The sequence below is a fragment of the Agrilactobacillus composti DSM 18527 = JCM 14202 genome, from assembly GCF_001436375.1.
Lineage (GTDB): Bacteria > Bacillota > Bacilli > Lactobacillales > Lactobacillaceae > Agrilactobacillus > Agrilactobacillus composti.
Map to the genome: position 1 here is coordinate 1 of NZ_AZGA01000001.1, position 13,924 is coordinate 13,924.

At 41.7% G+C, this 13,924-nt stretch carries 11 protein-coding genes and 1 pseudogene; 11 read left to right on the plus strand and 1 reads right to left on the minus strand.

Annotated features, from left to right (window positions below):
- Window positions 1–94: 94 nt before the first annotated feature.
- The gene (gene rpmB / locus FC83_RS00005; RefSeq protein WP_035455038.1) at window positions 95–280 is read right to left on the minus strand and encodes a 50S ribosomal protein L28; all 186 of its coding nucleotides are present in this window, start codon (window positions 278–280) and stop codon (window positions 95–97) included.
- 210 nt (window positions 281–490) lie between these two features.
- Here rpmB and FC83_RS00010 point away from each other — a divergent pair, with 210 nt between their 5' ends.
- The 11 genes and pseudogenes from FC83_RS00010 to rpsP all read left to right on the plus strand — a co-directional run bounded on the left by FC83_RS00010 (window position 491) and on the right by rpsP (window position 13,920).
- Window positions 491–859 (plus strand): Asp23/Gls24 family envelope stress response protein, encoded by a 369-nt coding sequence (locus FC83_RS00010; protein ID WP_035455035.1) that lies wholly within the window; start codon window positions 491–493, stop codon window positions 857–859.
- Between the two features lie 37 nt (window positions 860–896).
- Complete coding sequence (locus tag FC83_RS00015; protein WP_057002226.1) at window positions 897–2,567, plus strand: DAK2 domain-containing protein; 1,671 nt, start codon at window positions 897–899, stop codon at window positions 2,565–2,567.
- A gap of 127 nt (window positions 2,568–2,694) precedes the next feature.
- Window positions 2,695–4,731 (plus strand): ATP-dependent DNA helicase RecG, encoded by a 2,037-nt coding sequence (recG, locus tag FC83_RS00020; protein ID WP_057002227.1) that lies wholly within the window; start codon window positions 2,695–2,697, stop codon window positions 4,729–4,731.
- Between the two features lie 25 nt (window positions 4,732–4,756).
- Entirely contained in the window at window positions 4,757–5,764 is a 1,008-nt protein-coding gene (gene plsX / locus FC83_RS00025) for a phosphate acyltransferase PlsX (RefSeq protein ID WP_057002228.1), read from the plus strand.
- Between the two features lie 73 nt (window positions 5,765–5,837).
- Window positions 5,838–6,089, plus strand: coding sequence for an acyl carrier protein (gene acpP, locus FC83_RS00030; RefSeq protein ID WP_057002229.1), 252 nt, complete (start codon window positions 5,838–5,840; stop codon window positions 6,087–6,089).
- A gap of 254 nt (window positions 6,090–6,343) precedes the next feature.
- Entirely contained in the window at window positions 6,344–7,051 is a 708-nt protein-coding gene (rnc, locus tag FC83_RS00035) for a ribonuclease III (RefSeq protein WP_152537775.1), read from the plus strand.
- 19 nt (window positions 7,052–7,070) lie between these two features.
- Entirely contained in the window at window positions 7,071–10,640 is a 3,570-nt protein-coding gene (smc, locus tag FC83_RS00040; protein WP_035455029.1) for a chromosome segregation protein SMC, read from the plus strand.
- Between the two features lie 15 nt (window positions 10,641–10,655).
- Window positions 10,656–11,657, plus strand: a pseudogene (gene ftsY / locus FC83_RS00045) (signal recognition particle-docking protein FtsY); the annotation flags it as partial.
- Window positions 11,658–11,768: 111 nt separating this feature from the next.
- On the plus strand, window positions 11,769–12,110 hold the full coding sequence (locus FC83_RS00050) for a putative DNA-binding protein (protein ID WP_035455027.1): 342 nt from the start codon (window positions 11,769–11,771) through the stop codon (window positions 12,108–12,110).
- 15 nt (window positions 12,111–12,125) lie between these two features.
- On the plus strand, window positions 12,126–13,562 hold the full coding sequence (gene ffh / locus FC83_RS00055; protein ID WP_057002230.1) for a signal recognition particle protein: 1,437 nt from the start codon (window positions 12,126–12,128) through the stop codon (window positions 13,560–13,562).
- A gap of 82 nt (window positions 13,563–13,644) precedes the next feature.
- Window positions 13,645–13,920, plus strand: coding sequence for a 30S ribosomal protein S16 (gene rpsP / locus FC83_RS00060; RefSeq protein WP_035455025.1), 276 nt, complete (start codon window positions 13,645–13,647; stop codon window positions 13,918–13,920).
- Window positions 13,921–13,924: the final 4 nt, after the last annotated feature.

A 13,924-nucleotide genomic window follows, 5' to 3' on the forward strand; every position in this document is an offset into this window, starting at 1 on the left:
AACGAAATAAAAAAGACAAAGTCTTCTAAAAAGATTACTTTGTCTTCAATCTGAAAGATCGACGATATCGTCGATCTTTTTTCATGAATTCGGATTAAACCCGAGTTACTTTACCAGATTTTAAAGCCCGAGCAGAAACCCAGACTTTTTTAGGTTTACCATTTACTAAAATGCGAACTTTTTGTAAATTTGGTTTCCAAGTCCGACGGCTGGAGTTCAAAGCGTGAGAACGTTTATTACCAAAATGAGTCTTACGACCAGTTACAAAATCCTTAGCCAACACAAAAACCTCCTTCGTAAGATTATTTAGGTATCAATTATTTACCAAACTACGTTATCATATTAAAGGCTTCATTGCAAGATTTTTCTTACAAGTATTTTTACTTGACACACTTCCAAATGGAATTTATTTTCTTTTAATAGCCCGGTGCTTATGCTAAAATCGTTGTTAGTATGAATTTTGAACTATGATCTTTTAGGAGGATATTTTATGGCTGTGAAAATAAAAACCCGATATGGCGACATCGATATTTCTAACGAAGTGATTGCAACAGTTGTGGGTGGTGCAGCCACAGATATCTATGGCATTGTGGGGATGGCCAGCAAAAATCAAATCCGAGATAATGTAAACGACATTTTAAAACGTGAAAATTTCAGCCGCGGTGTTGTGGTGCGTCAGCAAGACGATCAAATCGTGGTGAATATATATATTATCATCAGTTATGGTGTCAAATTATCTGAGGTTGGCCGCAATGTTCAAGATAAAGTAAAGTATAATCTACAAAGTATGCTCGGCATTAAAGCAAAGTCAGTGAATATTTTTGTGCAGGGTGTTAAAGTAACTGAAGATTTAGACTAATAATGCTAGCAATATATTGACACAGGAGGAACTTTCCTTGAAAGTTAATGAAATCAATGGGGACAAATTTAAGGATATGATCCGCGTTGCTTCCCACCGTATTAAAAAAAATAGTGAATTTGTAAATTCTTTAAATGTTTTTCCCGTTCCGGATGGCGATACGGGGACGAATATGAGTCTGACATTTGCTAGTGGCGCTAAAGCGGTTAATGAAAACCCTAGCGATGCCGTTGGCGTCTTGGGGAAATCCCTAGCCAAGGGCTTGTTAATGGGCGCTCGGGGAAATTCTGGCGTTATTACGTCGCAGATTTTTAGAGGCTTTACTAAAAAAATTGAGAGCCAAACGACGCTGTCTGCGCGGGTTTTAGCAGATGCATTCATGGCTGGGGTTGAGACAGCTTACAAAGCAGTCATGAAACCTGTTGAGGGCACTATTTTGACCGTTGCCAGAGAAGGGGCCAAGGCGGGCAATACTGCCGCTAACTCTTCGGATGACTGTGTGGCGGTTTTACGGGCAGTCATCACAGGCAGTAAAAAAGCATTGGCCAAAACACCTGATTTATTGCCGGTTTTAAAAGAAGTCGGTGTAGTGGACTCTGGTGGTCAAGGCCTAGTATTTATCTACGAGGGCTTTTTAGAAGGTCTGATTGGTGAATTAGCTTCTAAGGATATCTATACTCCGGATGAAGAAGAAATGGATGAGATGATCAATGCGGTCCATCATCGGGCGGTCCAAGGTGAGATTTCAACGGCAGATATTAAATTTGGTTATTGTACAGAAATGACCATTGATCTCACCAAGAAACAAGCCGATCAACAGTCGTTTGATTATGATGCTTTTCGCAGTTATTTGGATGGTTTAGGCAATAGTTTATTAGTGGTGGCCGATGAGGAAATCGTCAAGGTCCACGTGCATACGGAACATCCTGCTGATGTATTTGCTTATGGGCATCAATTTGGGGCCATGCATAAAATTAAAATTGACAACATGCGGGTTCAAAACGAAAATGTCGTTAGCCAAGCCCAAGCGGCCAATAAGAAACAAGAACAAATTGATTATGGCATTATTGCCATTGCTTCTGGGGACGGTTTGAGTCAGCTATTTAAGAGTTTAGGCGTGACCTATATTCTAAGTGGTGGGCAAACGATGAACCCAAGTACGCAGGATATTTTAGATGCTATTGCCAAGGTCAATGCTAAACGGGTTATTTTATTACCTAACAATAAAAATATTTTCTTATCAGCCAATCAAGCTGCCGATGTGAGTGATATTCCGGTGGCAGTTGTGCCGTCAAAGACCATTTCACAAGGTATGACGGCTATGCTATCTTTTGATCCAAGTGCGGATTTGGCCAGTAATCAAGCAGAAATGACCGATGCTTTGGCCACGGTCATCAGTGGCCAAATCACAACGGCTACCCGGGATACTGAACTCAATGATATTCAAATTAAAAAAGATGATTTTATTGGCTTAGTGGATGGGGAAATCAAAGTCAGCAATCCTAATCGTTTGAAGACGGCTAATGATACATTGGAAGCCATGATTCAACCGGATAGTGAAATTGTGACGGTGATCGTTGGTGCTGGCGGTTCGACCCAAGAAGCGAAGACCTTGACACAGCAAGTTGGCGCTAAACACAGTGAATTGGAATTTGAAATTCATGAGGGCGATCAGCCGGTTTATCCTTATTTGATTTCAGTAGAATAATTTCAATATGATTTTAACGAGAGGTTGGTTGCAAAACACACAGTTTTGCCCAACCTCTTGTGCCTACATAGTGTCCAAATATTTCAGGCAAGAAATTCGTAATTTAGTTGTGACTGGAGGTGAGTTTATGGCTGACTTATCTGATTCAGTGACACTGTTAACTGGCGTGGGACCTAAGCGCATTCAGGCACTTAAAGAATTAGGGATTGCCACAATCCATGACTTACTTTATCATTTTCCCTTTCGCTATGAAGATTTAAAAGTTAAAGACCTCAATGAAATCAGTGATCAAGAAAAAGTGACATTAAAAGGGATTGTGGTTGCTACACCCATTTTGACGCGCTTTGGACCTAACCGTAACCGTCTTGTTGTGCGTTTATTAGTGCAGCAACAGGTTGTCATCGTCACTTTCTTTAATCAACCCTGGTTAAAAGATCGATTTGTTCCTGATCAAGAAATTGCTATTTTTGGCAAATGGGATCAGCGCCGACAAAGTATGACGGGGATGAAAATTTTCACTGCTCAAGGTGACGACCACGGTATGGATGCGATTTATTCGGTCAATAAAGGCATTCATCAAGGGGTATTGATCAAATTGATCAAAGAAGCCTTTGACAAATATAAAACACTTATCCCGGAAAGTGTCCCAGCTTCAATTCGGGCGCACTATCGTTTATTGAATGAGCAACAAATTGTTGGACAAATGCATTTTCCCAAGGATAACGCTGAAGCCAAGGCAGCTAGGCGGAGTGCGATTTTCCGTGAATTTTTCTTATTTGAATGTAAGATCCAACGCCTACGGGGTATCGAGCGCAGTGTTGGCAATGGGGTAGCATTACATTATCAATTGCCGGCAGTTCAAGAATTCATTTCAAAATTACCTTTTGAATTAACCCATGGTCAAAAACAAGCGGTTAATGAAATTGCCAAAGACATGAAATCGCCGCATCAAATGAATCGCTTATTGCAAGGGGATGTGGGCAGTGGTAAGACAGTAGTAGCTGCAATTGCCATGTTCTCTGCGATTACGGCGGGTTATCAGACTGCTTTGATGGTCCCCACAGAAATATTGGCCACACAACACTTTGAAAAACTGAGTGCTTTATTTGCCACAATGGATGTGAAAACAGCTTTATTGACTGGGTCAACGCCAACTAAAGCCCGCACGCAGATTCTTGAGGCATTGCGGACTGGCAAAATTAATGTTTTGATTGGGACCCACGCTTTGATACAAGATACTGTGAATTTTAAAAACCTGGGTTTTGTGGTCATTGATGAACAACACCGTTTTGGCGTTGATCAACGCAAAAAGTTACGCGAAAAAGGCATTGCGCCGGATGTTTTAATGATGACTGCTACTCCCATCCCCAGAACACTAGCGATTACGACCTATGGTGAAATGGATGTTTCATCTATTCGGGAAATGCCCCAGGGCCGCTTGCCGGTGAAAACGTCCTGGGTGAAAAATAAGCAATCTGAACAAGTTCAAACATTTTTAGCCGGTCAATTAGCGCATAAGAATCAGGCCTTTGTGATTTCACCTTTAATCGAAGAGTCTGAAACCATGGATTTGAAAAATGCCCAAGCGCTATACGAAACCTACGTCACCGCATTTGAACCCAAGTACAAAGTGGCCTTGTTACATGGTCAAATGAATAATGCCGATAAAAATGCCATCATGACAGCTTTTAGTCAAGATGAGATTCAAATTTTGGTTTCAACGACCGTTGTGGAAGTTGGGGTCGATGTACCCAACGCCACAGTAATGATCATCTATGATGCCGATCGCTTTGGGTTGTCGCAATTACATCAGCTGCGGGGCCGGGTGGGCCGGGGTGTTAAACAGGCTTATTGCATATTGATCGCTGATCCGAAAAACGATATTGCTGTCCAACGCATGACCGCTATGGTAGCCACTAATGACGGCTTTGAACTTTCTGAGAAGGATTTAGAGCTACGGGGACCTGGGGATGTTTTTGGTGCCAAACAATCAGGCTTGCCTGATTTTAAAGTAGGTGATCCTGTGGCTGACTTTAACGTCTTACAGGCAGCGCAAATTGAAGCACAGCAAATTTTTAGTACGGATCCGGATTTGGATTTACCGGATCATCAAGGATTGAAAACATATTTGCGCCATTTTGGGGCAATTGAACAATTAGATTAATCATAAAAAGACAGGGAGTTTACGCATGAAAATTGCTATTGATGCAATGGGCGGTGATAATGCGCCACAAGCAATTATTGCTGGGGTACAACGCGCTCGAGATGAATTTGATGATACGACGTTTTTAGTGTTTGGGGATGAAGCTCAAATCAAACCGTTACTGACCGATAATACACGAATTGAGATTCACCACACCACTGAAGTGATCACTGGTGAAGATGAACCGGTCAAATCTATTCGCCGCAAGAAACAGGCGTCAATGGTTTTGGCGGCTCAAGCGGTTAAAGATGGCACAGCAGATGCCTTTTTCTCTTGTGGCAATACTGGGGCAGTCTTAGCCAGCGGCATTTTCATTGTGGGGCGCATTAAGCAAATCGCCCGGCCAGGCTTGATGCCAACATTACCCACGATTAATACTGATGATGGCTTTAATCTATTGGATGCCGGGGCGAATGCCAGTAGTAAGGCAGAATATTTGTATCAATATGGCCGCATGGGCGGCTTTTATGCCGAAGATGTACGGGGAATTAAAAATCCAAGAATTGGTTTGTTAAATAATGGAACCGAATATGATAAGGGCGATGATATTCATAAAGAAGCCTATCAACTCCTAAAGGCTGATAAAGCCATTAATTTTATTGGCAATGTGGAAGCTACTAATATTTTAAATGGGCCTGCGGATGTTGTCGTGACCGATGGGTTTACAGGCAATGCCGTTTTGAAGACTATCGAAGGAACAGCCAGTGCCATGATGCATATATTAAAGCACAATTTGCTGGAATCAGGTTTAAAGGTTAAAATTGGGGCTGGTCTATCTAAAAATGCCTTTAAAAAGGTCCAAGCAAAATTTGATACAGCACGTTACGGCGGGGCAGTCTTAATTGGTGTCAAGGCGCCGGTTGTCAAAGCGCATGGTGCCTCCGATGAGCGTTCGGTGTACTATGCGATGAAGCAAATTCATGAAATGGTCGCTAAAAAAACTGTGGCAAAAGTAATCACTTATTTTTCAAGTAGTAAAACAGATTCAAAATAAAGGCAAAAATACGCTAGACAAGTTTATAAAAAACAGCTAGACTATTTTTTGCATCAAAAGTTGGAGGCTTAAAATGACTGAACAAGAGATTTTTGATAAAGTAGCAGCAATTTTGGAGGATCGATTTGATTTAGATAAAACTAAGATCACGAATGATTTAAATTTTAAAAACGATCTAGAAGCGGATTCAATTGATATTGTTGAATTTGTCATTGAATTGGAAGATACCTTTGGCGCTGAGATTCCCGATGAGGATGCTGAAAAAATTCAAACTGTTGGCGATGCCGTGAACTATATCAAAGAACACATGATTACCAAGGAGTAGTCCCGACTCACCTAGGTAGGCGGTGGGCTAGTTTAAACTAAACAAAGGGTCAATACGAGCTGTGGCTTGTATTGGCCTTTTCTAGCAATATACAAACAATGCGTAAACCAACAAACTCTGGTAAAATGGTATTCGTGCTAATTTGCTTTTTTATTGTATGTAGCTTATAGATGCAAGAAAAAATCAAACGTAGTGCGGCAATTTAAAGTAAACAAGTAACCCATTGGCATTAAAAATTGAAAGGACACAATATGATGATTCAAGATTTGGCAAATGAATTACGTTTGAACTATGGTATCGAATTTAAAAATCTCAGTCTTTTAGACGAAGCTTTTACCCACTCTTCTTATATGAATGAGCATCGGGAATTAAATATCAAGGATAATGAACGTTTGGAATTTTTAGGGGACGCTGTATTGGAACTAACCGTATCTGAACATTTGTATAAGCAGTTTCCAGATCTGCCAGAAGGTAAGTTGACGCGGATGCGAGCTTCGATCGTCTGCACCAAGGGGTTCAGCAGCTTTTCCCGAGAAGCGCATTTTGATAAATATGTGCGTTTGGGTAAAGGCGAAGAACAAATGGGTGCCAGAAATCGCGATACCCTGCTCGAAGATCTATTTGAAGCCTTTAATGGTGCGCTTTATTTAGATCAGGGGAAGGATGCGGTTGTTAAGTTTATTCAACAAATTATTTTCCCTAAAATTGATGTGGGTGCATTTAATAACTTCACTGACTATAAAACGGCTTTGCAAGAACGGCTACAAGTTAATGGCGATGTGCAGATTGCCTATCATACTTTGTCAGAAGACGGGCCGGCCCACCAACGCGTATTTCATGTGAACGTCTCTGCGGACGGAGAGATTTTAGGTGAGGGCCAAGGTGCCAGTAAAAAACGGGCAGAACAAGCAGCAGCAAAGCTTGCCTTAGATAAAATTAATGAAAATCAAGTCAGTAACTGATTAATTGGAGCGTTAAAGCATGCCACTATCTTCTTTAAAAATTGTCGGTTTCAAATCATTTGCAGATCCGACGACGTTGAATTTTGCGCCAGGTGTCACTGGTATTGTCGGTCCTAATGGCAGCGGCAAAAGTAATATCACGGAAGCTGTCCGGTGGGCCATGGGGGAGCAATCCGCCAAAGGCCTTCGCGGCGAACGCATGCCAGACGTCATTTTTGCAGGTACGCAATTGCGACCGCCTTTAAATTTAGCCGAGGTCACCTTAATTTTTGATAACCGGGGCCGGGCGTTGAAAAATGATGCCGATACTTTGGAAATTACCCGGAAGATATTTCGGGATGGCGAAAGTGAATTTTATATTAATAAAAAAGCTTGTCGGCTTAAGGATATTGCTAGCCTTTTTATGGATTCAGGAATTGGTAAAGAATCTTTTTCAATCATTTCGCAAGGCAAAGTTGAGGCAATTTTCAATAGCCGTGCCGAAGATCGGCGTTCGATCATTGAAGAAACTGCCGGTGTCCATCAATACAAAGTCCAAAAAGATACAGCGTTGCAAAAGTTACAACATACCAGCGACAACCTTGATCGGGTAGCCGATATTGTGACGGAAATTGAAGGTCGTTTGGAACCATTGCATGAACAAAGCAGTTTGGCCAAGGAATATTTAGAACAAAAAAAGGCTTACGACCAGCTTCATAAAAGCTGGTTGGTCTTAAATATTGACGACAAAAATCAAGATAAACAAACTGCGCAGTTAAAGTTGCATGAGCTTAAACAAACCTTGCAACAGTTGACAATGAATCGGGATCGCTTAACCAAAGCCCTTACGACCTTGAAAGTAACTCAGGGGGAAGTGGATCAAACTTTAGATGAAAAACAACAAATCTTATTGACCACGACCAAAGATTTAGAAGCCCAAAAAGGGCAGTTACTGGTGTTTACCCAGCAAACCGATCAGTCCAGTGATCAACTGGCAGAACATGAAAAAAGCGTCCAACAATTGCGGACTGAATTGCAAACTTTACAACACACTGGGGCGGTGTTACAAACCAAAGCCCAAGCATTGTTAAATCAACAACAACAGTTGCACGATGATATTGCAAATTTACAGCAGTTAGCAGGACATTCCAAAGATGATATCACCAAACAGATTCAAGCTAGAAATGATACTTATGTTGACTTATTGCAACGCAATGCGCAAATTCGCAATAGTATCGTGATGCTGACTAAACAACAAAGCATTTTGGATACGCAAATACAACGAATCCAAACCCAGCAAATTGAAAAACAGCAGCAACATGCAGCGTTGAGCGAACAAATTACCCAATTAACGCAAGCCATGGCTACCAAAGCCCATGCCCAGGAAAGTGTCGTTCAAAAACTGGCCGAAATCCAAGCCAAAGTCCAAGCAGCGCAAACAACGTATCAGCACCAGCGCTCAGACTTATTAAATGCCACGCAAATATATCAACAAGCGCAGACAAAATTGGCTAGTTTAAAAGCACTTCAAAAAGAATTTACGGGATTTTACCAAGGCCCCAAGTATATTTTAAAACATCGTGGGCAATTACCTCATGTCTATGGCGCAGTGGCGGAACTAATTGAAGTGCCTCAGCGCTATCAAATTAGCATCGAAACAACCTTGGGGGCCCAATTACAAAATATTGTGGTGGGCGATGAGCAGGCAGCTAAACAAGGTATCCAGCTATTGCGCCAACAGCATCAAGGTCGGGCAACTTTTTTGCCATTAAATCGGATCCGCCAATTTAATGTTGCCGCCACGACCCGGGCACAACTAGCTCACATGGCTGGTTTTTTAGGGGTGGCCAGTGAACTTGTCCATTTTGAAGACAAGTTTCAACCTGTCGTACAACATTTGCTCGGGACGTTATTAGTGGTGGATACGATTGACCATGGTATCGCCTTAGCGCAAGCTATTGCACATCGTTATCGTATTGTGACGTTAAAGGGCGATGTTATCAGTACCAGTGGTGCGATGTCTGGGGGCGCAGCAGTTCAACACAGCAATAATTTATTACAGCAAAAACAAGAAATTCAACAAGCCCAAGCACAAATCACCGCCATGGACCAAGCCCTAACAGCAAAGCAGGCACAACTTAAGGCGCAACAGACTACCGTTGCAACACTTTTGGGTCAACAAACACACTTACAAACTCAGCGTAATGATCAATCGACAACAACTTCCAGTGAGGCGGAAAAATTGACTCAGTTAAAGACTGAAGCTGATTACATCAGTCGAGAATTAAAAACGTTGGCTTATAATTTAGATAATTCTAAGCAACAGCAAGCAGATTTGGCTCAGGATTTAACTCAAAATCAGCAGGAAAAGGCGCAACTTAATGCGACGATGCAACAAACCCAAACTGAAGTTGACCAGTTTAAGGCTTCATTAGCTGATTATGATAGTCAGCAAGCTGAAGTCACCGCCAAGTTAAATCAAGCTTTGATTCAAGCCTCTGGCCTTAAAGAACAAGTCAAGGCCAAGGAACAACAAGTTACAGCTAATCAGCAGCGACAGCAAGTTGTGACGCAACAATTACGAACTTTGACTGAAAAAATAACCACGATCAAAGCCCAAAGTTCGCAACAAGTGACTTCGAAGACGGCCTTAAAGGCGGCTATTAAATCAAGCCAAGATGCGTTAAAGAAAACTACGGCGACAATCACCCAGCTGCAAGAACAGCGGCGGGTTCAAAAAACGCAAATTGAGCGGGATCAAAATGAACTTACCCGTCAGATTGAACTAGTTGAGGCGACTCGAACTGAGCAGGCTACGACGGAACAAACGGTTAAACTGTTGACTCGGCAGATTGGCGAACATCTTAATGATCTAGAAGCCAATTATCACGAGAGTTATGAAGCTTTAAAAGCTAAAGTTGGACAATTGAATGGTCAGGACAAAGCTGCGATGAATCAGCGGTTGAAGTTATTAAAACGCGGATTAGATGAAATTGGACCAGTTAATTTGAATGCCATTGATGATTATCAAACCACAAAGTCACGTTATGACTTTTTGACCCAACAAAGAGATGATCTCCTGACAGCTCAAACAACGCTCATGGCTACGATTCATGAATTGGATCAAGAAGTTAGCGCCCGTTTTGAAAAAACATTCAATGATGTTTCTAAGGCTTTTACGACAGTTTTTCCACAAATGTTTGGCGGTGGTCACGCCCGCTTGGATTTGACTGATCCAGCGGACATGTTAACGACGGGGGTTGAAATTAAAGCTTCACCCCCAGGCAAAAAATTGCAACGCTTGAGCTTACTGTCTGGTGGCGAACGGGCCTTGACGGCGATAACATTACTTTTTGCGATTATTAAAGTCCGACCAGTGCCATTTTGTATTTTAGATGAAGTTGAGGCGTCCTTGGATGATACCAATGTAGATCGTTATGCCGACTTTATGCGAGCTTATGATGCTGATACACAATTTATTGTTATCACGCACCGGAAGGGGACCATGATGCGGGCAAATCGCCTGTACGGTGTTACAATGGAGGAGTCTGGGGTGTCAAAAATCGTCTCAGTTACTTTAACCGAACAAGCAGCTAGCACCGAATCTTAGAAAAGGAGCATCAGTATGGGATTATTTGATAAAATCAAACAGGCTTTTACTGGCAACAAAGCTGAAGAAAAAGTGCCAGAAGCCCAACAAGAAACCACTGAGAAATATGACGCCGGTTTAAAAAAATCCCGGCAAACTTTTGGAGAGAAAATCAATGCCTTATTTGCCAATTTTCGCACTGTTGATGAAGCTTTCTTTGATGATTTAGAAGAAATGCTGATTGAATCTGATGTGGGCTATGAAACAGCTTTAAAGATCAGTGATGCCTTACGTGAAGAAGTTAAACTTAAAAATGTAAAACGGACCGACGAAGTATCCCAAGTGATTGTTCAAAAGTTAGTGGATATTTATGGTGAAGCTGGCGAAAAAGAAGATAATACCTTGCACTATGCCGAAGAAGGCCCTACGGTCTTTTTATTTGTTGGTGTGAATGGTGCTGGCAAAACTACCACGGTGGGTAAATTGGCCCATCGCCTGCAAAGCCAAGGTAAAAAAGTTCTTTTAGCAGCTGCAGATACATTTAGAGCCGGGGCCATCGAACAGTTGCAAGAATGGGGCAAACGTGATCAAGTGCCAGTCATTGCCAGTGCGGCTGGTAGTGATCCGGCATCAGTGGTTTATGATGCGGTTGAGGCAACAATTGCGCAGCAAGCGGACGTTTTACTGGTGGATACGGCTGGTCGTCTTCAAAATAAAGTGAATTTGATGAAAGAACTTGAGAAAATCAAGCGGGTCATTCAAAAAGAACTCCCCAATGCGCCCCAAGAAGTGTTATTAGTGCTAGATGCGACTACCGGTCAAAATGCCCTGTCTCAGGCCAAACAATTTAATGAAACCACGCAAGTTTCTGGGATTGTTTTAACCAAGTTAGATGGCACCGCCAAAGGTGGAATCGTCTTAGCTATTCGTAATGAATTGCATATTCCTGTGAAACTAGTAGGTTTGGGTGAGCAAATGGATGACTTACAAGACTTTAAACCTGATGAATTTGTCTATGGTTTATTCAAGGGCTTAATCGCGCCCACGAAAGCAGCACAATCTGAAGATTCGGATGCTGTAAAAGCCACTGAAGATAATGCGCAAACCACACCGACGGATACCCACGACCCAGAAAAGTAGGTGAATGGTTTGGAACTTGAGAAAAATAATCGAGTTAATGAATTGTTTGATTTTTATGGCTCTTTATTAACCAAAAAACAAAATGATTACATTCAGTTTTACTATCGTGATGATTATTCTTTGGGGGAAATTGCTGAAACGTTTTCGGTGAGTCGGCAAGCCGTTTACGACAACATCCATCGCACCGAGCAAATCTTGAGTGATTACGAGAGCAAACTTAAACTCTATGAACACTATCAACAGCAAAGCACCACGATTGATCAGTTAGAAAAATATATTGCAAAAACTTATCCAGATGATACAGTATTAAGAGACCTAGTAACGCATTTAGAACATACATTAGATGATTAAAAAGGAATGATAAATTTGGCTTTTGAAAGTCTCTCTGAACGCCTTCAAAATGCCATCGGTAAGCTACGTAAGAAGGGGAAAGTTTCTGAAGCAGACGTGCGCGAAATGATGCGTGAAGTTCGTTTAGCCCTTTTAGAAGCCGATGTCAATTTTACCGTTGTTAAAGATTTTGTGAAAAAAGTTCGTGATCGCGCAGTTGGTGCGGAGGTATTGGATAGTTTATCACCGGCCCAACAAGTAATTAAAATCGTGAATGATGAATTGACGAAGACCATGGGGGAAGCTGCAGCACCCTTGAATAAAGCGCCGCATATTCCCACCATTATCATGATGGTGGGGTTGCAAGGTGCTGGTAAAACCACGACGGCAGGTAAGTTAGCCAATTATTTAATGAAGACGCAAAAAGCGCGGCCATTAATGATTGCTGCCGATGTTTATCGGCCAGCCGCCGTGGATCAATTAAAAACGATTGGGCAACAATTGGACGTGCCAGTTTTTGATATGGGTACGGATCATGATCCTGTGGATATTGTGAAACAAGGGATGGTCCAAGCTGATTTGCAAAAAAATGACTACGTCATTATTGATACTGCTGGTCGCTTGCAAATTGATGATAAATTAATGACCGAACTTGCTAATATTGAAAATGAAGTTCATCCCACGGAAATTTTACTGACTGTTGATGCCATGACTGGTCAAGCAGCCACAGAAGTTGCTGAAGGTTTTAATAAACGCTTGAATATCACCGGGGTCGTCTTGACCAAGTTAGATGGGGATACTCGTGGTGGGGCAGCTTTGTCTATTCGCGAAGTAACTGGCAAGCCGATCAAGTTTACCGGGCAAGGTGAAAAACTCGATCAACTAGATGTCTTTTATCCTGATCGAATGGCTAATCGGATCTTGGGGATGGGGGATATGTTATCTCTGATCGAAAAGGCCCAAACGGACTATGACGAAAAGCAAGCGCAAGAAATGGCCGATAAAATCAAAGAGAATAGTTTTGATTTTAATGACTTTTTGGATCAAATGGATCAGATTCAAAACATGGGACCTATTGATGAAATCATGAAAATGATTCCAGGGATGGCTAATAATCCGGCTATGAAAAATATGAACATCCAGCCAAAAGACTTGGATCATATTAAAGCGATTGTTTATTCCATGACCCCCCAGGAGCGGGAAAATCCGGATTTATTAAATGCCAGTCGTAAACGGCGGCTAGCCGGCGGGTCTGGTCGGCCGGTTCAAGAAGTTAATCGGGTGATCAAGCAATTTGATACTTCTAAAAAAATGATGCAGCAAATGAGCAAGGGCAATATGAGTGGCATGGAGCAAATGCTGGGTAATGGTGTCCAGGGGCGCCTGGGCAAAATGGCCATGCACTCCATGGCCCGTAAGCAAAAGAAACGTAAGAAAAAGCGCTTAAAAAATGCAAAACGGTTTAAATCTTAAACTGTAAAGAAAAAACTCTTTACATGTGGGATGAATACTGGTATATTTATTTGCGTTGATAAAATATTTGGAGGTGTCATATTTGGCTGTAAAAATTCGCATGAAACGTATGGGTTCTAAACGTAAACCTTTCTACCGTATCGTAGTTGCTGATTCTCGCGCACCACGTGATGGTCGTTTTATTCAAGAAGTTGGTTTCTATAACCCAATTTCTGAACCAGTTCAATTAAAACTGGATGAAGACGTAATCTTAGATTGGTTGCAAAAAGGTGCTCAACCTTCAGATACTGTTCATAATTTACTTTCTTCTCAAGGTATTATGAAGAAATATCATGAAGCACGTTTTGCTAAGAAATAATTAA